Annotated in this window: 21 protein-coding genes and 1 pseudogene; 9 read left to right on the plus strand and 13 right to left on the minus strand. The window is 67.8% G+C overall.

Annotation, left to right across the window (positions count from 1 at the left end):
* Positions 1–25: 25 nt before the first annotated feature.
* Genes MPLG2_RS01125 through MPLG2_RS01130 form a run of 3 tightly spaced genes read right to left on the minus strand, consistent with a single transcriptional unit; the run spans position 26 to position 966 of the window.
* A complete protein-coding gene (locus tag MPLG2_RS01125; protein WP_158680766.1) occupies positions 26–598 on the minus strand; it encodes a DUF1643 domain-containing protein in 573 nt (190 codons plus the stop codon).
* Positions 599–631: 33 nt separating this feature from the next.
* Positions 632–787 (minus strand): hypothetical protein, encoded by a 156-nt coding sequence (locus MPLG2_RS18185; RefSeq protein ID WP_158680767.1) that lies wholly within the window; start codon positions 785–787, stop codon positions 632–634.
* Complete coding sequence (locus tag MPLG2_RS01130) at positions 778–966, minus strand: hypothetical protein (protein ID WP_105184560.1); 189 nt, start codon at positions 964–966, stop codon at positions 778–780. The genes MPLG2_RS18185 and MPLG2_RS01130 overlap by 10 nt, the downstream gene beginning before the upstream one ends.
* 356 nt (positions 967–1322) lie before the next feature.
* Here MPLG2_RS01130 and MPLG2_RS01135 point away from each other — a divergent pair, with 356 nt between their 5' ends.
* Positions 1323–2615, plus strand: a complete 1293-nt coding sequence (locus MPLG2_RS01135) for a restriction endonuclease (protein ID WP_105184561.1) — start codon at positions 1323–1325, stop codon at positions 2613–2615.
* Between the two features lie 689 nt (positions 2616–3304).
* On the plus strand, positions 3305–5548 hold the full coding sequence (locus tag MPLG2_RS01140) for a DEAD/DEAH box helicase (RefSeq protein ID WP_197710029.1): 2244 nt from the start codon (positions 3305–3307) through the stop codon (positions 5546–5548).
* Between the two features lie 46 nt (positions 5549–5594).
* Here MPLG2_RS01140 and MPLG2_RS01145 read toward each other — a convergent pair whose 3' ends face one another.
* From MPLG2_RS01145 to MPLG2_RS01160, 4 genes are all read right to left on the minus strand, one after another.
* Positions 5595–6542 (minus strand): nucleotidyl transferase AbiEii/AbiGii toxin family protein, encoded by a 948-nt coding sequence (locus MPLG2_RS01145; RefSeq protein ID WP_105184562.1) that lies wholly within the window; start codon positions 6540–6542, stop codon positions 5595–5597.
* Positions 6543–6558: 16 nt separating this feature from the next.
* Positions 6559–7119 carry a type IV toxin-antitoxin system AbiEi family antitoxin domain-containing protein gene (locus tag MPLG2_RS01150; RefSeq protein ID WP_105184563.1) on the minus strand — a complete coding sequence of 187 codons (561 nt, stop codon included), beginning with the start codon at positions 7117–7119 and terminating at the stop codon, positions 6559–6561.
* Positions 7120–7688: 569 nt separating this feature from the next.
* Positions 7689–8021 carry a hypothetical protein gene (locus MPLG2_RS01155; RefSeq protein WP_158680768.1) on the minus strand — a complete coding sequence of 111 codons (333 nt, stop codon included), beginning with the start codon at positions 8019–8021 and terminating at the stop codon, positions 7689–7691.
* Between the two features lie 112 nt (positions 8022–8133).
* Positions 8134–8559, minus strand: a complete 426-nt coding sequence (locus tag MPLG2_RS01160; RefSeq protein WP_105184565.1) for a hypothetical protein — start codon at positions 8557–8559, stop codon at positions 8134–8136.
* A gap of 318 nt (positions 8560–8877) precedes the next feature.
* Here MPLG2_RS01160 and MPLG2_RS01165 point away from each other — a divergent pair, with 318 nt between their 5' ends.
* The 4 genes from MPLG2_RS01165 to MPLG2_RS01180 all read left to right on the plus strand — a co-directional run bounded on the left by MPLG2_RS01165 (position 8878) and on the right by MPLG2_RS01180 (position 13790).
* Complete coding sequence (locus MPLG2_RS01165; protein ID WP_105184566.1) at positions 8878–9519, plus strand: response regulator; 642 nt, start codon at positions 8878–8880, stop codon at positions 9517–9519.
* Positions 9516–11057, plus strand: a complete 1542-nt coding sequence (locus MPLG2_RS01170; RefSeq protein ID WP_105184567.1) for a sensor histidine kinase — start codon at positions 9516–9518, stop codon at positions 11055–11057. Before MPLG2_RS01165 ends, MPLG2_RS01170 begins: the two co-directional genes overlap by 4 nt.
* A gap of 139 nt (positions 11058–11196) precedes the next feature.
* On the plus strand, positions 11197–13011 hold the full coding sequence (locus MPLG2_RS01175; protein ID WP_197710030.1) for an alpha-amylase family glycosyl hydrolase: 1815 nt from the start codon (positions 11197–11199) through the stop codon (positions 13009–13011).
* 482 nt (positions 13012–13493) lie between these two features.
* Positions 13494–13790 (plus strand): hypothetical protein, encoded by a 297-nt coding sequence (locus MPLG2_RS01180; RefSeq protein WP_105184569.1) that lies wholly within the window; start codon positions 13494–13496, stop codon positions 13788–13790.
* A gap of 55 nt (positions 13791–13845) precedes the next feature.
* On the opposite strand, the gene MPLG2_RS01185 is transcribed toward MPLG2_RS01180, so the two are convergent.
* The 4 genes and pseudogenes from MPLG2_RS01185 to MPLG2_RS19780 all read right to left on the minus strand — a co-directional run.
* The gene (locus tag MPLG2_RS01185) at positions 13846–14343 is read right to left on the minus strand and encodes a DUF427 domain-containing protein (RefSeq protein WP_105184570.1); all 498 of its coding nucleotides are present in this window, start codon (positions 14341–14343) and stop codon (positions 13846–13848) included.
* A 124-nt stretch (positions 14344–14467) separates the two neighbouring features.
* Positions 14468–15172, minus strand: coding sequence for a hypothetical protein (locus tag MPLG2_RS01190; RefSeq protein WP_158680769.1), 705 nt, complete (start codon positions 15170–15172; stop codon positions 14468–14470).
* A gap of 147 nt (positions 15173–15319) precedes the next feature.
* Positions 15320–15655 carry an SLC13 family permease gene (locus tag MPLG2_RS18875; RefSeq protein WP_331826947.1) on the minus strand — a complete coding sequence of 112 codons (336 nt, stop codon included), beginning with the start codon at positions 15653–15655 and terminating at the stop codon, positions 15320–15322.
* Between the two features lie 58 nt (positions 15656–15713).
* Positions 15714–15977: pseudogene (locus tag MPLG2_RS19780) on the minus strand (SLC13 family permease); the annotation flags it as partial.
* On the opposite strand from MPLG2_RS19780, the gene MPLG2_RS19195 reads away from it, so the two are divergent.
* The 3 genes from MPLG2_RS19195 (at position 15874) to MPLG2_RS01215 (ending at position 19692) form a co-directional block, all read left to right on the plus strand.
* Positions 15874–16269, plus strand: a complete 396-nt coding sequence (locus MPLG2_RS19195; RefSeq protein ID WP_105187389.1) for a hypothetical protein — start codon at positions 15874–15876, stop codon at positions 16267–16269. The pseudogene MPLG2_RS19780 and the gene MPLG2_RS19195 sit on opposite strands and share 104 nt — an antisense overlap.
* 538 nt (positions 16270–16807) lie before the next feature.
* Positions 16808–17695, plus strand: coding sequence for a fructose bisphosphate aldolase (locus tag MPLG2_RS01205; RefSeq protein WP_105184572.1), 888 nt, complete (start codon positions 16808–16810; stop codon positions 17693–17695).
* A gap of 569 nt (positions 17696–18264) precedes the next feature.
* Complete coding sequence (locus MPLG2_RS01215; protein ID WP_105184573.1) at positions 18265–19692, plus strand: plasmid pRiA4b ORF-3 family protein; 1428 nt, start codon at positions 18265–18267, stop codon at positions 19690–19692.
* A gap of 8 nt (positions 19693–19700) precedes the next feature.
* On the opposite strand, the gene MPLG2_RS01220 is transcribed toward MPLG2_RS01215, so the two are convergent.
* Together MPLG2_RS01220 and trxA are read right to left on the minus strand one after the other, a co-directional pair.
* Complete coding sequence (locus MPLG2_RS01220) at positions 19701–20492, minus strand: nucleotidyltransferase domain-containing protein (protein WP_105184574.1); 792 nt, start codon at positions 20490–20492, stop codon at positions 19701–19703.
* A gap of 81 nt (positions 20493–20573) precedes the next feature.
* On the minus strand, positions 20574–20999 hold the full coding sequence (trxA, locus tag MPLG2_RS01225; protein ID WP_105187390.1) for a thioredoxin: 426 nt from the start codon (positions 20997–20999) through the stop codon (positions 20574–20576).
* Positions 21000–21086 lie beyond the last annotated feature (87 nt).

Here is a 21086-nt window from a genome sequence, read left to right on the forward strand (position 1 = left end):
CCCATCTTGCAGGCGCGCAGCGCTGTCAGCCAGTCACCCCTGCGGACGGCGCGCGGAAAACGGCGTCCGCGTTCTCATCGTGCGAGTCGTCCCGGCGGCGCAGTTCGGCGGCCAGCGCTGCGGGGAACGGCTTGCCCGGACGGGTGCGGTGGGTGTGGCGCTGCCAGCGGGAGGGGTGCCGGGGCTGACCGCCCACCTGCCAGACCGGCAGGCCGACGTCCGTCAAGAGCGCCTCCAGCCAGGCCACCTGGTCGCGGAACCGCTGACGCGCCGGCCCCGACGGCGCCTGCACGCCGTACCCGAGCAGCACGCCGTCCACGGCTGGCAACCGGTGGGCCAGCGTCGTGCGCGCCGCCGACCAGCCGTGTTCGGTGTCGCCCGCGGTGACGATGCCGGCCAGGTCCCGCGTCGGCAGCGCGAACAGGTTGGCAACCTGAACCGATTCGAACCCGAGCAGCCCACGAGCCAACTCGACCCGGGCGCGCGTCCTGGCCCCCGAGGTGAGCGGCGGGTTGAGGCCCACGAACAACAGAGTGGTCGGGCGCCACGGACCTTCACCGGACGGCGCGCGCGACGAAGCGGCTTCCGGGAGGGTCACAGCCGTCAAGCTAGCGCAGGCGACCATCGATGATCAGCGCGTGCGGGCCGCGTTGCAGATGTGCCGCACGTCACACCGGCGGCACTTGAACGCGGCCGGTTTCGGGTCGAAGCGGCGCTTGCGCAATCCCTCACGCGTCGTCAGTTCGCCGGACTCGGCGGACTCCACCGCTGCGTCGGTCACGTCCACGTCGAGGCGCCGGACGGCGCCGAGGTCGTGGATGACGAGGCGGCAACTTCCTGGCCCTCACGACGCCCGGCGTCGACATCGATCTGCAGCTGCCACGATTCGACCTGATCGACCGTAGCGGTCTTGTGGCCGATGATGGCGAGCCTGCCAACCCGTCCGTCGTGCTCGTCGTAGATCACGTCGGCGCTCCGGACACGAGCCCGTCCAGGTATACCTCGAAAGGTCGCTCGGTTGCTCCACGTGCGCAGCAGGTCCGCGGGATGGCCTTCGACGTCGGCTGCACCGGAGTCCGCGCCCGGTCGCGTATCTCCTCGTGCGCCACGCCAAGGTCGTGACCGCACGGCTGCGGGTTCAGGGGTGGGCCCTGCCGGTGTCCGCGCACATGTTCTACGAGGAGGGTGCCTGGCACTGGTCGATGACGAAGGAAACGTCGCGGGCTGCAAGAAGTAGCGAGCCTGCTTCAGTTATGGCGACCGGCCGCTCCCTTGAGTCGCCTGCATTGGCCAGGGTGGGTCGCCGGGGACGGCGTGCAACGATGGACCTCGTGCCGAAAGACAGCGCAGTCGCTTTCGCGGATCTAGCGGATGCAGACCTCGTGCTGGATCGCGTGTACGTCGGTGGCAAGGCAGGCAACGCAGGGGACGACCCGATCGCACGACTTGTGCCCGTAGGAAATCAGGGCGGCTTTAGGTTCAAGGGCAGTCCACGGCGCGGAACCGTACGACTGGCTGTGCTCTACACGTCCGGGGTCGAGGTCGATTGGCCCGACCACATTGACCCGACAACCGGGGACTTCACCTACTACGGTGACAACCGCACGCCCGGGCATGACCTACATGACACGCGGCGGGGCGGGAATCTGCTGCTTCGGGACATCTTTGCAGCCTCGCGCTCAACGCCGGAGGCACGTCGAGCCGTGCCGCCGATCCTGCTCTTCCAAAGCGCCGGTTCGGGCCGGGACGCGATCTTCCGCGGATTGCTCGCGCCCGGTTCGCCACGGCTGGCCAGCGATGAGGAACTGGTGGCCATTTGGCGCACAACCAAGGAGATGCGTTTCCAGAACTACCGCGCGCATTTCACAGTGCTCAAGACGCCGGTCGTACCTCGCGCCTGGCTCGAGCAGATCCTGGCAGGGGAGCCGCTCGGTTCGTCTTGCCCTGGGGAATGGCGCAAGTGGGTGCAGGGCCGCATCTATCAAGCACTTGAAGCGCCGCGGAACCTCTCCGTCCGCAGCAAGGCTGAGCAGCTCCCGAAGCCGGAGGATGCCTGGATGATGCGCATGGTGCACGACCACTTCAGTTCCATGCCGGTTGCGTTTGAGAACTTCGCCGCCGAAATGTGGGTGCATTCGGATCCGCACGTGGCGAGCGTCGAAGTGACGAGGCCGAGTAGGGACGGCGGGCGGGATGCCGTCGGAGAGTACCGGCTCGGACCAAGCCAGGATCCAGTTCGGCTCCAGTTTGCGCTCGAGGCCAAGTGCTACGACCCCGGCGGAGGCGGCATCTCGGTCAAGATGGTGAGCCGGTTGATCTCGCGCATCAAACACCGCGAGTTCGGCGTGTTCGTCACCACGTCGTTCGTCGGTGCGCAGCCCTACCAAGAGGTGCGCGAGGATCAACACCCCATCGTCTTCTTGGTGGGGCGCGATCTCGTTGAGATCCTCAAACGGATGGGCCACAACACCTCGGAGTCATTGTCCGCCTACCTGTTGGCGCAGCATCCGATCGAGTCTGAACCGCGCTCAAGAGTCGACGTGCAGCACCACGAAGGCGTTGACGTGCAGGATGTGCTGACGATCCCAAAGCAAGACTTGGCGACTCAGAACTAAGATGCGTGTCACTCGGCACAGTGCCTCAACGCGTGATCGACGACGGGCGCACACGCTAGTCGGCGCCGCGCGGCAACCGTGTAGCGGACGTCAAAGTCCGCGGGCGCGTGCAGCGGAATTTTGAGGGAAAATCCGCGCCAACCCTGACGCACGCGGGGGGTTACGAGTGCGTAGGTTACCTAGCCAAACACAAGTTTTCCGCGTGCTTTTAAGGGACGCCCAGTATGAACGAGGGCAGGTGAGGCTGAACCCAGGTTGACAAGGGATTTCGTAGGCAGAGTCATCATAGGACGGGTGCTTCGTCAATGTTCTGCTCTTGGTCGGAAGGCCCGGGTTGGTAGCGGATTCTGCTCCACTGAGGGCGAATTATCCGCGGCTCACGAGAGCCGTTTCTCAGCCGCAATTCGCTTATCGCGTGTGGGTGTGAAACGCGCCACATTGATTGTGGGCGGAGCAACGGCGGACGGCCAAGTCGGTAGCCTTGAAACTCATCACAGCCCGGCTCGGCCGATCCGCTCGGCGCCTGAACTCTCACGTGCCTGTCGACGCTGGTGTTGACTGTCTACGTGGCGGCTGACCGGGACTCGGCTCTTCTGCGGGAGTTGGAGCGACTCCGGGAGGAGAACGCTCGGCTGTCGCGACTCTTGCAGTTGCGGGAGGGAGAAACGACTCCGGCAGCGGAGCAGCCGGTGATCCCGGTCGTGGCGCCCGGCCTGGTCACGATGTCATCACCGGTTTCGGCGAAGCTGGCCTTGTTCGCGGATCGATTCGCGGCCCGTCGGGACGTGTATGCGGTGCGGTGGGACAACGAACGCAAGGGGATCAGCGGGTGGTCGCCCGCGATCGCCGGTGGCTGGCGCAAGGGGATCGACAAGCGAGCTGTCCGCCACCTTCCGCTGACGCAGGAGGTACTGGTTGCCCACCTTGCTGGCGGGGTGTTCATTGGTCTGTACCCGCTGTTGCCAGGCAACCTGTGCCGTTGGCTCGCGGCCGACTTCGACGGCGCCACAGCGATGCTCGACGCCTTGGCCTTCGTGAAGGCGGCCGGCAGCCACCGCGTTCCCTCTGCCTTGGAAGTCTCGCAATCGGGTCGTGGGGCCCACGTGTGGATCCTCTTCTCGGGCGCCGTTCCTGCCGTCACGGCTCGAGCAGTGGGCACTATGTTGGTGCACGAGGCGATCGTGTTGCGCGGATCGATGGATCTACGTTCGTACGATCGGCTGTTCCCGAACCAGGACGTCGTACCCGAGGGTGGCTTCGGAAACTTGATCGCAGCACCGCTGCAGGGTCGCCGACGCAAAGACGGTCTGACCGTATTTCTGAACGTGGCGACGCTCGAGCCACACGAGGATCAGTGGGAGTTTCTGTCGACGCTCGATCGCCTATCTCCGGAGAGAGCCGAACAGCTCGCACGGATCGCCGCCCGCTCGCACGTCGGCGGGGAGCTGGTCGCGCTCGAACGTTCGTCGGCAACCCGTGTGCAGCCGCGAATGCCGGCTGTCATCCGCGCCGAGTTGGGGGCTGGGCTGTCTATCGACCTCGCTCGGCTTACACCTGCAGCAATGGCCACATTCAAGCATGCGGCATCCCTTTCGAACCCGAAATTCTATGAGCTGCAACGCCTTCGCAAATGGACCGGCGACACCCCCCGATTCATTCAGGGCTACGACCTGACGCTCGATGAGCGTCTCGTCCTGCCTCGCGGTCTCAGGCATCGCATCGCCGACATCGTCGAGCAGTCCGGTTCGCGGTTGGACGTCACGGACGTTCGGAACGCCGGGCGGGAAATAGACGTCGCGCTTGGTACGGAACTCAGCGGTGCCCAGGCCTCGGCAGTGGGCGACCTGCTGGCGCACGATGACGGCGTCCTCGTGGCGCCGCCCGGGGCAGGCAAGACGGTGATGGCGTGCGCGATGATCGCCGAGCGCGGGGTGTCCACCCTGATCCTGGTGGACCGGAAAGCTCTTGCTGAACAGTGGCGATCCCGAATTGAGCAGTTCGTCGGTGTGCGTCCCGGGCAACTGGGAGCCGGCCGCAAGAAGCTCACTGGCCTGGTTGATGTGGCGATGCTACCTTCGCTGGCTCGCCGGCTGGATGTCGCTGAGTTGACCAGTGTCTATGGCCAGGTGATCGTCGACGAGTGCCACCACCTGGCCGCGGCGGCCTATGACCACTCGGTGAAACCAATCGCTGCGCGGTACTGGCTGGGGCTGACCGCCACCCCTTCGCGACGTGACGGATTGGGCGGCCTGGTCGATTGGCAACTCGGACCCGTGCGACACACGTTCGACAGTGATCGGCATCTGGGAACACTGCTGGAAGCCGACAGCGAACACCGGGGGCCACGCCGCGAACTGCACATTCACCAAACGACGTTCGCGTACGGCGAAGTCGACCTTACAGAGCCGGGGGCGTTGGCCGAGGTCCATCGGGCCCTTGCCAACGACGCTGAGCGGAACCTGCAGATCGTCGAAGACGTCCAGGACGCGCTCAAGCGTGGACGCAACTGTCTGGTGCTGACCCGACGCGTCGCTCAGGTTGAGGCGCTCGCCGGCGCGTTGAAGCAGAAGGGGCACCGACCCCACGTTCTCCAAGGCGGAATGGCCGTGAAGCGACGTCGCGAGATCGTCGAGCAGCTCGCGGACGCGCGACCCGGCAGCGGAGTGCTCGTGATCGGAACCACTCCCTTCATCGGCGAAGGGTTCGACGCCCCAGCCTTGGACACGTTGTTCCTCGCCGGGCCGATTTCCTTCGACGGCCTACTCATCCAGTGCGTAGGACGAGTCGTGCGAGCGTCAGTGGGCAAGGATGTGGCCGAAGTGCACGACTACCACGACGCAGGCGCGCCGATCCTCGGGAGCACCCTCCAGAAGCGACTGCCCGGCTACCGTGCGCTGGGCTTCGTCAGGGCTGCCGACGGCCGCCGAGTGTAAGCGCTGGCCCGCGTGCCATGGTGATCTGCTGGGCCGTTGGCATGTGTCAGTCGGCTGTGAGCATTGGGTTCAACGCGTGCGCGATGAGCCTCATCTGGTCGTCCAGAAGCTCTTCGCACAGATCCTGCGCACCGTTCTTGCGGCGCCACGCTGCCCACTTCACCTGGGACGCTGCGCCGTAGCCGTCGACCACGGTCTCGACCGCACGCAGCTCCACATTCCGATAGTGAGCCACCGCCTCCAGAGCCTCACGCAGAGCCGCGGGATCGGTTCGCTGCCCTCGATGGAGTTGGACGATGTCGACGTAGTCGCGCCAGCGGGTGGAGGTGATGCCACGCTCGAGCAGTGTGACGACCTTCTCCGCGATGGCTGTTTCTGGGGCATAGGACCAGATCGGAATGGGGTCGCCGAGAACCCGTTGAAGCTCGATCAACCTGGGAGGCGGCACGATCGGGTCGCCACTGGAGACGTCCCAGGCGAGCTCCCCCCGGGCGCTACTGATCGTGGCCGGCATCCGCAGTCTGATACCGCGATAGCCCACCTGCTCACGGATGGTCTCCAGCGTGAGCCGGCCGGCATCGAACACAACACCATCGGCTACGTCGAGCGCGGCCACCTCTCGTGCGATCCGGGTGAGCGATTCCTCACTGACGCGAACACCAATCGCGTTGCTGTCCACATCCTTGGTGGGCCTTCGAGCTGCGTAAGCGCCTATCAGAAGGCCGCCCTTGAGGACGAACTGGCTGGCGTGCCCGGTGATCGCCAGTCGCGCCAGGAACGACTCGAGAATGTGCCGTGTGAGATACGCCTGGGTGGCCACGGGCCCACCGGTGGTTCTGCCCTCGGCGCGGGCGAGGCGCTGCAGCTCGTTGAAAACCTGCTCGCTCGACCGCCGAACGGCAGTGCGCCGATCGATTCCGGCGCCCTCGGTTCGTCGGACGTCTGCGGAATCGCTAACGTCGGCCACGGGGTTTCCTTCGTGGGTCTCGGGCATCACGGGACTCGATCGTTCAGGTCAGTGCTTGGAGGGCTTGCAGGAGTGGCGACTTGGCTCGCGGAAGTTTGGTGGCCACCGAGATCAACTCCGCCGGCTTGCCGCCGCGATCGAGCCAGGCGCGCAGGGCCGCGGTCGGCGTTTCATACCCCAGTTCGCCACGAAGGCGATAGGCGTCAGCGATACATCGTTCCGCGTTGTACAAGCCGATCGTCAGTCCGTCGGTGCCGGGGATCGGGATCTCTTCGCGGCCGATGTCGAAGGTCGACTTGTCGAACAGGTGCCACGTGATCGCGCCGGCGGTCGCGGGGATGCGGGAGCCGCGGGGGAGCGCGACGTCCAGGGTGGCGGGGATCTCGTCGGTCAGGCCGTGATGGGCGAGTGCCGACATCAGACAGACGATCGCATCGGGGCGCCGGGCGGCCGCCTCGATCCAGTCCAGGTCGCCGGCTTCGGCGTCCGTGGGTTGGTAGATCCCGCGCGCTATCCGTTCGTAGCGGCCCGCCCTCACCCCTCGTGCCAGTTGGGCCTTCGATGTGCCATGGGCGGCGGCGTTCTTGGTCGTCACCGTGTTCATCCCGGCCTCCTCAGCGATGGTAACCAAGTGTAGACAGATAGTCGTATCTGTCGACAGTCAGCGACAACCTCGGTGGTGCTGTTCTGTCGCACGACTGTTGCACGAGGGGATTACGCGACCGTAGGTTACTTAGCCAAAACCCAGTTTTCCGCGTGCTTTTAATCCGCGGGTTCTGGGTTCGATTCCCAGTGGGCCCACCAGTCGTCGGTCGCGCTAGTCGAGACCTTTCTCAGGGTTAGAACGGACTGGTGCCCCCGAGGGCTCCGTCATTCCGGCGAACGCCGGAATCTGTGGGCAGAGGCATACCTGGCCACTGCGTGGGGCGGTCTACCAGATCCCGTGTTGGCAGCCTCTGCGGGGATCTCGGAGGTGAGCCCCGGGTAGGGGTCCTTTCAAGCCACGCGCTGGTCGCGGAGCCTCCGCATCCGTTCGCGCAGGAGCGCGCCAGCGGTGCAGTAGCGGCCGCGGGTCTGTCCGTCGGCGCGCCCATGAGCCGCTCGGTTGGTGCCCGACCTTTCGGCGATCAAGCTCCGCGGGTCTTGGGATCGATCCCAGGAGGGCCCACCAGGTCAGGGCGACGACCGCTGGGGGATCACGTGGTGATCGAGGCTTCGGAAGTACACCTCGAGACCGAATGCGGCCGCAACCCCTGACACGCCCGCGACCAGCCAGAACGACGGTCGACCGAGCCGGCGCCGTTGCGTGGCCACCAACCAGGCAGCAGTGGCGAGATTCATGCCCGCCCACACCGCGTTCAGCCTCGGGGAGGAATCCGCGCGTCCCGGCGGATCGGCGAACGGCGTGGGGAAGGGCTGCCGCATGACCGCGTGTGCCAGGTGCGGCACCGCATTGGCCGCCACGGCGCCGGCGGACGCCGCACCGGCATGGTTCTTCAATGACACGGCAGGCTCCTTCAGACGACGGCGATGATAGCGAGCCGCCTCCATCACCGACCTCTCGTCAGTGGTGATCGAAGCCCAACTCGGCCGGGCTCTGGAGCCATCAGGGCTTCCCTCAGGAGTCGGAGGCGCGCATTCCGCGCAGGATCAGCCAGGCGGCCACCAGGGCGAGCAGGTAGCTGACGCCCGCGCTGATCGGTGCCATCAGCGGCAATCCGTCGACGAACACCAGGACGAACGGCGGCCACAGGGTCAGGATGGACGCGACCTGGATGCCCGCCACCCATTGGGCGGGTCGGCGCCGGCCGTTCCAGGCCAGCGGCACCAGCGCCAGGGTCACCAACGCCGTCAACGGGCAGTAGATGGCGAGGAAGATCACCAGGATGTCCCACGCGGATCCGTCCAGGCCGATCTCCGAGACAGCCGGGATGGCGTTGAGCACGGTGAAGGCGGCCGCGAGCGCGAGGCCGATCCGCAGCGAGACGGGACGGCGTGGAACAGCCGGGGCGAGGGCGGGCATCGCCGGATTGATGGTGGCCATGGTTGACTCCTTCTCAGGTTCGGTCGGACCGCCGTTCGGCCCGACAACGAGCCTGCTGCGGCAGGCGTTGCACACACAGGGGGCTGAACCGCGATCCGCCGGGTGATTGTCGGGTTGATCGCCCGGCCGAACCGGGACGCCCACCCCACGCCGTCGGTCGAGCTTGTCGAGACCCATGTCGGGCCGTCGAGAGCCTGTGGCAACGGGTTTTGACATGCTCAACCAACGCGCACGAAGAGGAACCGCCCGGACATCTTCCCGGCTCATCTGGGGGCCGGCCCCTACAGCGACGGCCGTCCGGCGGGAGAGAATGCCGCCATGCCAACTCCCATTCGCGTGCTCGTCGCCGACGATCACCCGATCGTGCGTGGCGGTCTGGTCGCGCTGTTGAGCACGCTCGCCGACGTCGAGGTCGTCGGCGAGGCGTCGGACGGCGCCGAGGCGGTTCGCGAGGCACTGCTGTCGCGTCCCGACGTGGTGGTGCTCGACCTGCGGATGCCGAACGTGGACGGCGTGGAGGCCGCACGGCGAATCGGGCGGGACCTGCCCGGCACCGCAGTGCTGGTTCTCACGATGTTCGACGAGGACGACCTGGTCGCAGACGCCCTCGCCGCCGGCGCGCGCGGCTACCTGCTCAAGGGCGCGGAGCCCGAAGAGATCGAGCGTGCTCTGCGCACGGTGGCCGGCGGGTCGGCGGTGCTGGCCCCGCGGATCGCCGAACACGTGCTGGGACGGGTCACCCGCCGTCCGGCCGGCGAGTCGTTGCCTGAGTTGACCGCGCGAGAGCACGACGTGCTGACCCTGATTGCGCAGGGGGCGTCCAACACTGCGATCGCGCAAGGCCTGGGGATCGCTGCGAAGACGGTGGGCAACCACGTGTCGTCGATCTTTCTCAAGCTCGGCGTCGCCACCCGCGCCGAGGCGATCGTGCGGGCTCGCGAGGCGGGGTACGGGCGATGATCATCCGGCGCATCGGGCTGGTGCTGGCGGTGCTGATCTCACTGGTGGCGTTGGTGCCCGCGCTCGACATCGGCCCCGACCCGGCAACCGGTCAGCTCGGGGTGACCGCGGTGGCCGCGGCGGTGCTGACCGTGCTGGTCGCCGTCGTGGTCGTGGTTCTCGTCGTGCCGGCGTGGCGCGGGTCGGAATGGGCCGGCCTGGCGATCGGGGGTGCCTTGCTGGCGGGCATCGTCACGTCCTTTCCGGTCTTCTTCGCCCCGCCGGAGGTGGTGCCGGCCGGTGGTGTGATAGCGGCCGCCGTCGGCACGTTGGTCACGATCGCGGTCGTCGCGATGGTGCTGGTGACGTCGTCTTCGCTGGCGCTGCACGCCCTGGCCGTGATCGTGGTGATCGCCCTCTACGCGTCGGTGGTGTCGGCGCTGTTGACGGTCGTGCCACCGCAGGCCGAACGGCTCGTGCACGTCGTGACCGCGGTGGCCGTGGTGCTGCTGTATGCACCGCTGCTGACGCTGCTGCGACGCACCGTCGGCCGGGCCCTGTACGGGGGCCGCCTGGACCCTGCCGCGACGGCCTGGCTGGTCGGCGATCGGCGCGGCGCCGACACCGAGGTGGTGGCCTCGGCCCTCACCGACGCTGCTCGGGAGTTACGGCTGCCGAGGATCGAGCTGGTCGCCGGCGATCGGGTCCTCGCGGTGGGCGTCTCGCCGGCGCCTTCCGGCTCCGTCATCGTGACGCTTCCGCTGCGCACCCAGCCCGCGTCGGCCGAAGGCTCAGCTGCGCCCGACGACCTGTCGTTCCGGATCACGTTGCGGGTCGGTGAGCGACAGTTGCGCCGCGACGATCGGACCGCCCTGCAGTTGGTGGCATTGCCGCTCAGCCTGCTGGCGCGCGAGAGCGCACTGCTCACCGAGGTTCGCACCGCCCGGGCCGCGCTCGCAGACGTACGGGAGCGGGAACAGCTCACCCTGCACCGTGACCTGCACGACGGTCTGGGTCCGCTGCTCACCGGCGCCGTGATGCGTGCGGACGCGGCCCGTAACCTGTTGGCCACCGACGTTGAAGCCGCCAGGGACTCGCTGGACGCCGCCCGCAGCGACCTGCGGGTCGCGGTGACAGAGCTGCGTCGGGTCGTCTATCGGCTGTGGCCGCTGGAGCTGGAGCAGCGCGGCCTGTGGGGGGCCATCGCCACCAGGGCCGCACGCTCGGGGGCGGACCTGGTGTGCCCAGACACGACCGTGGGCCTGCCTCCGGCGGTCGAGCTGGCGCTGTACCGGATCGTCAGCGAGGCATTGACCAACGCCGACCGGCATGCGCCGGGAGAAACCGCCCGGGTGGCGGTCGACGTCGGCCAGCAGGCCGTCACCGTGACGGTGACCAACCCGCTACCGGCCGGCGACACGAACCTCACCGCAGGAATGGGACGCACCTCGATCGGGGTGCGTGCCGAAGAGTTGGGTGGCTATGCCGAGATCGGGCCGACAGGTGCAGGGCGAGGCAACCTCTGGCGGGTGCACGCGGTGCTGCCGGCCGCCGCGTAAGAACCGGTCACGGTGATCGACCGGGGCCGACGTCAACGATCAGGGTGGTGAGTTTCCTGCCATCACCATCGTCGCGCTGGTGGCACGTCGCCATGAGGCTGCTCACACCAAACCCAGCATGCGTGCGTACAGTGGGATCGTGCCGATCGCCCCGTCACCGCACGCTGGCATGGGCGCCGTGCCCCACCACGGCGGGGTGACGTTTCGGGTCTGGGCGCCGAACGCCCGCACGGCGCACGTGACCGGCGACTTCTCCGGGTGGCACGCCAAGGGCCGGGTGCCGATGGCCCCCGACCACGCACGGTCCGGCACCTGGTCGGTCTTCGTCGAGCAGGCCGACGCCGGCTCGCACTACAAGTTTCTGCTGCGTCGGGGTGGGCCGTACCGGTGGCGCATCGACCCGTTCGCCCGGCAGGTGACCCACAGCCGCGGCGACGCGGTGGTGTTCGACCCGCGCGCGATCGACTGGGGCGGGCAGCCGTTCGAGATGCCGGGCTGGGACGACCTGGTGCTCTACGAGCTGCATGTGGGCACCTTCGCCGCAGCGGACGACCGTCCGGGCACCTTCGACTCGGCGATCGGCCGGCTCGATCACCTGCGGCGGCTCGGCGTCAACGCGGTCGAAGTGATGCCGCCCTTCGGGTTCGCCGGGCCGCGCAGTTGGGGCTACAACCCGTCCCACCTGTTCGCCATCGAACCCAGTTACGGCGGCCCGCACGCGTTCGCCCGGTTCGTCCGCGCCGCCCACGAGCGGGGCATCGCGGTGATTCTGGACGTGGTGCACAACCACCTCGGCCCGACCGACCTTGACCTCTGGCGCTTCGACGGGTCGTACCGCCGGGGCTACGGAGGCCAGTACTTCTACAACGACCGCCGCGCCCTCACGCCCTGGGGCGCGACCCGGCCCAACTACGACCGTCGCGAGGTGCGCAACTTTCTGCGCGACTCGGCGGTGATGTGGCTGGAGGATTTCCGCGTGGACGGCCTGCGCTTCGACGGCACCAACTACGTGCGGTCGCGGTGGGGCAGCACCCACCGTGCGCAGGACCGCATCGCCGGCGGGCACCGCTACCTGGCCGGGGTGACCACCGACCTTCGCTCGCGGCAGCCGTGGAAGCTGCTGATCGCCGAAGACATGCAGCGTGACCCGCTGGTCACCGCGCCGGTCGAGCACGGCGGGCTGGGTTTTCACTCCCAATGGGACGCCGACTTCGTGCACCCCGTGCGGCACGCTCTGGAAACCCCGTGGGACGCCGACCGCGACGTGGCTGCGGTCGCCCGGGCGGTCACCGGCCACTACCTGCAGGCACCCCACGAACGGGTCGTTTTCACCGAGTCGCACGATGAGGTCGCCAACGGTCGAGCCCGCGTACCGGAGACGATCAACCCGGGCGCCGCCGACTCGTGGCCGTCGCGCAAGCGAGCCGCCCTCGGCCTGGCCCTCACGCTCACCTCGGCGGGCATGCCCCTGCTGTTTCAGGGTCAGGAGTTCTGTGAGGACGGGTGGTTCGACGACCGCAGGCCGCTGCGGTGGGACAAGGCCCAACGGCATTCGGGGTTCCTGCACCTGGCCAGCCAGCTGATCGGGCTGCGACGCAACCTGAACGGCACCACCGCCGGACTCAGGGGAGCGCACACTGCGCTGCTGCGCGTCGACAGCGAGCGCAAGCTGCTGGTGTATCACCGCTGGTGGCGCGGCGGTGCCGGCGACGACGTGGTCGTGGCCGTCAACCTGAGTGCCCACGTGGTCGGCGATTACCGGGTCGGCCTACCGCGGCCGGGTGTCTGGCGCTTGCGCTGCAACACCGACGCCCCGATTTTCGGCCACGACTTCGGCTGCGTTCACGCCGGCGACCTGCACGCCGAGCACGAACCGTGGGATCAGCAAAGCTGGTCGGCCGCTTTCACCATCGCCCCTTACAGCGCACTTGTGTACTCGCAGGATGCCGCCTGACGGAAGGCGTCCGGGGTGCGGCGAACGCTCACCCTGCTACTGACACCATCGCCACCGCATGAACCCCTGCCAGGGGGTGAAAAACGCTGCCGACGCGCGATCACACCCCAACGGACGGAACAGCCCAAGGGATGGCTGCAAACGGTGCTGCGCGGCGTAGCGTGAGGATAGTCGGACTTCAGGAGGACCCATGCCCGCAGCGCACGCAGCGACAACGTCGACCACCGCCTTCATGGAGCGGCTCGAGCAGAGCGAATCCCTGGGCCGGGCGGCCGAAGAGATGGCGAAACCGATGGGTTCGCTGCTGGGCGAGGGCCCCGTGAGCGATGCGCTGAGGGGACGTCCGCTGGGTCACGCACTGCACCCGGTGCTGGTGCAGGTCCCGATCGGTGCGGTGCTGTCGGCGGCGGTGCTCGACGTGGTGCAGGGCCGCAAGGCACAGGCACAGTCGCGGCTGCTGATGGGGGCTGGCCTGGGTCACGTTGGCGCCGGCGGCCCTCAGCGGCTGGGCGGAGTGGGTGCACGCCGACGAACGCACCCAACGGGTCGGCATCGCCCACGCGGGCCTCAACGCCACCGCGGCGGTGGCCTCGGCGCTGTCGTACCTGACCCGGCGGCGGGGCTGGTCGCCGGCGGCCGCGGCGTTGACCGGGGTGGCTGCGGGGGCGTTGAGTGCCGGCGGAGTGCTGGGCGGGCACATGAGCCTGGTGCGCAAGTACGCCTCGCACGACCGGCCGTCGGATTCCGAGGGTGTCACCAAGGGCAGGTTCGACGGCTAGCGCCCGCGCCACTCGCGCTTCAACGGTGCGAGCCTCGGGTGAGAGGCCAGAGCCCTCACCACCCCATCGTGCCCGGTGACCCCTTGAACGGCCCGCTCACCGTGGGGGTGATCCAGCCCCCGTAGAACCCGCCCGGCTGGGGCGTGACCGGACTGCCGTCGACCAGGCAGGCGTCCATCTCACGGGCGTAGAGCGCCACGTGATCGCGCAGCACGGCGGCGTCGCCTCGGGGGTTGCGGTAGGTCCAGGCGGCCCGTGCGGCCACCCGGTCGCCGACCACCACGTCGTAGTAGCTGGCGGCACCCTTCCATTCGCAGACGGTGCCGACGCCGTCCACCTCGCGCAGAACGCCCGGCTCGAAGGCCGAGAGCGGCAGGTAGTAGGTGGGCGGGTGCGAGGTTTCGAGCACGCACCACGCGTCGTCGGTGGCTGCGATGGTCCGGCCTGCGAAGCGCACCTCGACGTGCTCGTGCCACTGCTCGTACGCCGGTGGACGAGGGAAGTCCCAGACCGACCGCTGGCCCGGCTTGGATGCGTCACGACGGGGTCTCATCGCCCCATGATCTCGAAATCGTCGTCGTCCCGCAGTAGGTTCGCGCCCACCATGAACCGAGGGGAGGCCCAGCTGAGTCGAAACCGTCCGGCCCGGTCACCGGCGCCGACCAGGGCGTCGGCTTTCAGGTGAGCAAAGGGCCGGCGCGCGCCATCTGCTCGACCAGTGCGGGGGAGTGAACAGCGCTGGCGTGAGCAGCGATCAGAACCCGGGCGTCTCGCAGCTGACCGCGCACCGACTCGGGCGTGCCGGCGAACAGGTCGGGGCTGACGGCCCGGCCCGAGAGGTGCCGGAGGTAGTCGACCGAGTCGAGGGTCACGAGGGCGGCGTCATCAGGCGTCCCTGCCCTCACCTGCCACTCGCCGACGCCGGTGCCGCTCAACCGCAGAACGAACGCGGGGCCCGTCCAAGCCAGCCCCAGGTCGCGCACCACCTGGGCGACGACGTCGGCATCGGTGGGGTCGCGGGGTACGTACACCCCCGTCGCGCGGCCGATGTCGTAGCGGTGCATGAAGCAATCGCGGGGCAGCACCACATCGGCCAGATGGCCGAAGGTGGCGTACTTCGGCAGCGAGGCGACCCCCATCAGCGGCAATGGCCGCGACCAGCCCGGTGGCACCGCCCTGGGGGTGTCGCGGCGCAGCACCTCGAGCAGCTGATCGGTGCTGAGGCGCCGATACGTCCTGATCGCGGCCTCGTTGGTGCCGTCGAAGAAGTTGCGGCCGCGAAAGTGCAGCAGCCAGCCGGTGACCAGGCCGGCGTACGCGAGCGGGTTGCGGGTGTAGCTGAGCGTGCCGGCGATGTGGGCGCGATGTCGCGTACGGTCCACGGCGCACATTCGGTGACGAGCTGCCACTGGTGGGGTTCGAGCGGTTCGAGCTGGCGGATCAACGCTTGCCGCTGGGCCAGCGCGACCTCGGTACCACGCGCGTGACTGGGCAGGGGAATCTCGACCGCTTTCATCGCATCCACGACCCTAGGGCGCGAACGGCCACAGCAGCGGCACCCACAGCACCGCCACGGTCAGAAAGAGCAGCAGTGGCAGGCCGAGCTTCCAGTAGTCGCCGAACCGGTAGCCGTCGGGCTCCATGATGATGGTGTTGGCGGCGGTCGCCACGGGGGTCAGAAACGACGCGGCACCGGCCACGGTGAGGGCCATCATCAACGGCAGCACCGACACGTGCAGATCGGCGGCCAGCACGGTGGCGATCGGCACCATGATCAGCACGGTCGCGGTGTTCGAGATCAGCTGGCCGAGCACCACGGTGAGCACGCAGATCGCGAGAAGGCCAGCGGCATGAGCATCTGGCAGGAGCGATGCCCACCCTGATGGCCACCACGACCACCACCGGAATCAGGGCCGCGACCGCCCCGTTGACGCTGATCAGGGCGGTGAGCAGCGCCACCAGCAGGCAGATCAGAATGAGCAGTTTCGGGCGTTTCTCGCCGCCGCGGCCGATCACCTGCTGACCCGCCCAGGCGGTGACGCCGGTGGAGTCGAGGCCGTCCGACTCCACGAACAATGTGGCGATGAAGATCACCGTCGGGTCGCCGAAGCTGGAGAAGGCCTGGTTCAGGGTGAGTACGCCGGTGGCCCAGAGGCGCAAGCAACTGGACTCAGACGTGGTCGACATCTCGAACCTGGGCGGGTCGTTCGCCGGCTGCACGACGGCGGCGCTGTTCCTGCAGGAGTTCGTGGGTGAGAAGCCGTGGGCGCACATCGACATCGCCGGCACCATGTCGACCGACGCCGACGACTCATCGTTCGGCCGGTGCGACCGGTTACCGCGCCCGGCTGCTGGCGCAGTTGGCGGCGGACTTCTGACGTATCGCTGGTCGAGCTTGTCGTTGGTCGAGCCTGGCGTTGGTCGAGCTTGTCGAGACCCCCGTGGTTGCGTCTGTTCCGCGGAGCGGGGCCGCCCCTGACCCGCCCTTGCGGAACTGCTCGGCTAGCGCCTCGCTGTGCGCAAACGCCCGACCACGCCCTGACAGGGGCGGCCCCGCTCCGCTTGGAGCTTCCTTTGGTCGAGCAGGTGTCGGCCCCCGCATGGTCGCGTCCGTTGCCTTGAGCGACGGTTGCTCCTGTCCCACCTTGCTGGACTGAAGCTGGGTCAGCCTTCGAACCACGTCGTCCCGGCGCACGCCGGGATCTCATGACCCGAGTCGGGGGTGGTGTGCTGCCGGGCCGGAGGACGTCCATCTGGTGCTGTTTCGCCACGTAGCTGCCTTTGTGGCACGTAACCGCCCGCGTGCAGGCAGCGACGTGTCACAAAGGCAGTTACGTGGTCGGACGGGCCCGATCGACCCGGTTGTTGGTCGTGCTTGTCGAGACCGACCGGCGGGGTGAGGGTGACGGCTGGCTGAAAGCGCCTCGCCGTGTGTTCGTTCGGCGTAGTGTTGAAGGTGTTCACGGCCCCACCGACGGTCAGTGGCGACCCTCGGCGGCGACGTGAGAGGAGGAGCCATGAACACCGAACAGTACGAGCGAATGGGTCAGGGCCTGGGGTTTGTGGCCGCCCTCGACCAATCGGGTGGCAGCACGCCGGGTGCGCTGAAACGGTACGGCATCGAACCCGACAGTTACTCGGGCGACGACGAGATGTTCGACCTGGTTCACGCCTACCGCACCCGCATCATCACCAGTTCGGCGTTCAGCGGCGACAAGATACTGGCGGCGATTCTGTTCGAGCAGACCATGAACCGCGACATCGACGGCATCGACGTGCCCGACTTTCTGTGGCACGTGAAGGGCGTGGTGCCGATTCTGAAGGTCGACAAGGGGCTGGCCGAGGCCGCCGACGGCGCACGGGTGATGAAGCCCATGCCCGAACTGGACGCACTGCTCGAACACGCCCTTTCCAAGCACGTGTTCGGCACCAAGATGCGCTCGTTCGTGCAGGCGGCCAACGAAGCCGGCATCGACGCGGTGCTCGATCAGCAGTTCGAGGTGGGCCGGCGCATTCTCGACGCCGGGCTGGTGCCGATTCTCGAACCCGAGGTCGACATCAAGGCCTCCGACAAGGCCGAGGCCGAGGCACTGGTCACCGAGGGCATTCTGAGCCGGCTGGGGTCGTTGCCGCAGGGGCAGCGGGTAATGCTGAAGCTGACCATTCCGAGCGATCCCGACCTGTACGCCGACCTGGTGGCCCACCCGAGCGTGCTACGCGTGGTGGCGTTGTCGGGCGGGTACAGCCGCGACGAGGCGAACCGGTTGCTGGCCCAGAACCACGGGGTGATCGCCAGCTTCAGCCGGGCGCTCACCGAGGGGTTGCGGGTCGATCAGAGCGACGCCCAGTTCGACGCCACGCTGGCCGCATCGATCGGGTCGATCTACGAGGCGTCCATCACTTGAACCAGGGCCGGACGGTCGAACCTGCCTGATCTTCACGCCAACCAAAGCGATGTGTCGACCCGTGGGTGAGGAGGCACACACGGCGACGAACCTGGCGATCGACTCCCAGTTGGGTTGTTCCTTGACGGCTGTGGCATCCCTGGGCCGCCGGTCGCGTTCATCGTCAACGCAGGCCTGCCATTGGGGGTCCCGGCGGGGGAGGCTGGCCGAACAGTCGCTCGCGCTCGGCGGCCACCACCTGACGGGCCAACTCGGCCTCTGAGATGTCGACGGCGTCGGGTTGCTGCCCGCGGTGTCGCTGATGCGGGCGAAGTCGTCGAACAGGTGCTTTCTTGGCGGGCCAGGATCTCGGTGATGCGTTCGTCCACCCCGTCGTCGATCAGCAGCCGGTGCACCTGCACCGGCTCGAGCGTGGCCCATGCGCCGACGTTGCCTGCGCGCAGTGATGCTGCCTGAGTTCAGAGGCAGGCGATGAACGCAACCGTAGGCAACGTCGCAGGTTCGACGTGGCGCTCCGCCGGTGTCGCGTCACCGGGCTCTTCGGCACGTGCGCGATACTTCGGAACATCATGACCGAAGAATCCAACACCTCGTCCGCAGACTCGATCGGCGAAGCCCGACGATGGCTGGCCTTGCTGCAAGGGCAGGGCCAGACACCGCTCCTGTCCGGTTCGCGCTTCATCGAGCCGCGCCCGGCGCCGCGCCTGCTGCCCCGGCGCAACGACCGGGCCGCGTTCGTCGTCCGAGTCGACCTGGACGACGTGAAGCCCCCGATCTGGCGCCGGTTGCGGCTGGCCAGTGACCTGACGCTCGACGAACTGCATGAGGTGATGCAGACGGCGATGGGCTGGACCGATTCGCACCTGCATCACTTTCAGATGGGGCCTGACCAGAAGAACTTTCGCATGCTGCCGTTTCTGACCCCCTTCGATCTGGAAGAGGGTGACGACGAGGGATTGTTGGAGGCCGACGTGCGGCTCGATGAGGTGATTGCGGCGCCGGGTCATCGCCTGTTCTACGAGTACGACTTCGGCGATGGTTGGCACCACACCATCAAGCTCGAACGGGTCGAGCCGTGGCGCGACGACGACCCGGTCGCCCACTGCCTGACCGGACGCCGAGCCTGCCCGCCCGAAGACGTCGGCGGCCCCTGGGGCTACACCGAAGTGCTCGACGCTCTCAACGGCACGGTCGAGCCCGACAACGCCGAGTGGATGGCCGAGAAGCTCGCGTGGATGCCGGACGGGTTCGACCCGGCAGCCTTCGATGTCGACCAGGTGAATGCGCTGCTGGACACGGGCTCGATGCCCGACCTGTACGACTGGAGCCCCGAACTCGCCCTGCTGGTGGTGCGCACGATCTCGTCGCCCAGAGGGTTGCAGAGTCTGCTCAATCGGGCGCTGGCAGGGTGGGTCGAGCCCGAGCCCGAGCTGATCGCGGGTGCCGTGTCGAGGTATCAGCACTTCATGCGGCTGGTCGGCGGTGGGCTCAGGCTGACGGCTGCCGGCTATCTGCCACCCGCCGTGGTTGAGAGGTTGGTCGCCGACCTCGACCTGGAAATCGAGTTCGTCGGCAAAGGCAATCGCGAGGACTACACGATGCCCGTGTACCACCTGCGCGAGTCGGCCACGGCACTGGGCCTGGTGCGCAAGTCGAAGGGTGTGCTCAGCGTTACCAAGGCCGGGCAGAAGGTGGTCGACGATCCGGTGGGCCTGCTGAGCCACATTCGATCTCGGCTCCCTTTGGGCCGCGAGTTCGAGCGCGATGCAGGTCTGCTGGCTCTGCTCGTCACCGCGGCGGGGCAGAGTTGGCGGCAGCATCACGACGCCGCGACGCCCATCTACCGCGACCTGGGTTGGCACGACCCAGGTGGACGCCTCGACCTGGCCCTGTGGCACGGGTCACGCCCAACCCTCAACGTGCTGGAACAGGCGACCGGCCGATGGGGCACCCCTGAAGAGAAGGCGACCATCGCACGGCTACTCCTTCGCCGCTGATCGTCGACCTACACCCAACCCCAGTGCCGGCGCTGCGCGTCGACCGCCCAGGCAGAGATCAGGGTGTAGTCGGCTGTCGCGAGCAGGGGCGTCCGGCCGGTGTCGAGCAGGTCGCGGACGGCGGCTTCGAGCCGTCCGATCTCGCGCGACACCTCGTCGCGGGGCACCTCGCCGCGCTTCACGGCCAGCACCTGCTCACGTTCGCGGGTCGGCATCGGCAACGTGAGGGTGCCGGTGCCGGCGATCTCGTAGCCCTGATGGGCCAGTCGTAGGGCGTGGCTGCCGTACTTGACGTCCCAGCCGTACTTGACGATCAGTTCGGGACGGTTGGGAACGTTGCGTTTCGACTGTCCGAGCATGCGCTCGTGCTGGCTGCGCATGTAGCCGAGAAAGCGTTCGACGGCCAGGCGCGACAGGAACGACGTCCGCAGAGCTCGCAGTTCTTCACCGAGTGGCGTCAGCACCACCAGTGACTGCTCGGGTGCGAACAGGGGCAGCATCACCGTCGGATTGCCCTTGATCGCCAGCCGCAGGTACTTCTGCAGGCTGTACATGACCAGATCGGTGTCGCCCGGCCCACTGCGGACGCCCTCGGGCTGGGTGCGCCAGATGTAGTCGTCGCGGTGTCGCTCGACGCCCAGCAGGTACTCGGGAGGTTCGATGTAGACGCCCATCTCGTCGTGGTCGTCGGTGCCCTCGATGGCGATGCCGTGCACGCCGCTGCCCACCACGCTACGAAGAATCTCGTTTGGCATCGCGATCTCGCGGTCGCCGTATTCGACGTTGTCGCGCCTGGTCATGGGGGCAGGGTACTGGCGTGGCGTTGAATCAAGACGCGTTGAAGCAGGGCGCGATTGGTCAGCGAAGTCAGGGGCGAGGAGTCAGGGCGCGAGCAGCGCGTCGATGCGGGCCTTGAGCACAGGCTCGGGTTGGGCGCCGACCAGGCGCGCCACGGGCCTGCCGTCACGCAGCATCACGAGGGTGGGAATGCTGCTGGCGTCGAAGCGCTGGGCGATACGGCGGTTGTCGTCGACGTTGACCTTGACCACCTTCACCCGTCCGGCGTAGTGCGTGGCGAGGCGTTCCAGTACGGGGGCGACCTGACGGCACGGGCCGCACCAGGGCGCCCACAGATCGACGAGCACCAGTTGGCCGGTCTCGGTGGCGGCGGTGAAATCGTCATCGCCGGCGTCCACCAGCCAGGGCAGGGAGGTGTGACACGAGGCGCATTGGGCACGCCCTTTGCCGGCCACGGGAACGCGATTCTTGGTGCCGCACGACGGGCAGGCGACCACACGGGCACTCATGCAGACCACGATAGCCCCGACCAGTGGGTGTCCCGATTCGGCGTCGTCTGCGATCCGGTCGTCGTCGAGACCTCACTGCACTCGTCA

The sequence above is a fragment of the Micropruina glycogenica genome (genome assembly GCF_900289045.1).
Lineage (GTDB): Bacteria > Actinomycetota > Actinomycetes > Propionibacteriales > Propionibacteriaceae > Micropruina > Micropruina glycogenica.

Bases quoted from the DNA above. Each gene is read 5' to 3' on its own strand.
- MPLG2_RS01205 (WP_105184572.1), top strand. From the start codon at position 16,808: ATGAACACCGAACAGTACGAGCGAATGGGTCAGGGCCTGGGGTTTGTG.
- MPLG2_RS19195 (WP_105187389.1), top strand. From the start codon at position 15,874: ATGAAGATCACCGTCGGGTCGCCGAAGCTGGAGAAGGCCTGGTTCAGG.
- MPLG2_RS01145 (WP_105184562.1), bottom strand. From the start codon at position 6,542: ATGCCCGAGACCCACGAAGGAAACCCCGTGGCCGACGTTAGCGATTCC.
- MPLG2_RS01220 (WP_105184574.1), bottom strand. From the start codon at position 20,492: ATGACCAGGCGCGACAACGTCGAATACGGCGACCGCGAGATCGCGATG.
- MPLG2_RS01135 (WP_105184561.1), top strand. From the start codon at position 1,323: ATGGACCTCGTGCCGAAAGACAGCGCAGTCGCTTTCGCGGATCTAGCG.
- MPLG2_RS01150 (WP_105184563.1), bottom strand. From the start codon at position 7,119: ATGAACACGGTGACGACCAAGAACGCCGCCGCCCATGGCACATCGAAG.
- MPLG2_RS01160 (WP_105184565.1), bottom strand. From the start codon at position 8,559: ATGGCCACCATCAATCCGGCGATGCCCGCCCTCGCCCCGGCTGTTCCA.
- MPLG2_RS01215 (WP_105184573.1), top strand. From the start codon at position 18,265: ATGACCGAAGAATCCAACACCTCGTCCGCAGACTCGATCGGCGAAGCC.
- MPLG2_RS01185 (WP_105184570.1), bottom strand. From the start codon at position 14,343: ATGAGACCCCGTCGTGACGCATCCAAGCCGGGCCAGCGGTCGGTCTGG.
- MPLG2_RS01165 (WP_105184566.1), top strand. From the start codon at position 8,878: ATGCCAACTCCCATTCGCGTGCTCGTCGCCGACGATCACCCGATCGTG.
- MPLG2_RS01170 (WP_105184567.1), top strand. From the start codon at position 9,516: ATGATCATCCGGCGCATCGGGCTGGTGCTGGCGGTGCTGATCTCACTG.
- trxA (WP_105187390.1), bottom strand. From the start codon at position 20,999: ATGAGTGCCCGTGTGGTCGCCTGCCCGTCGTGCGGCACCAAGAATCGC.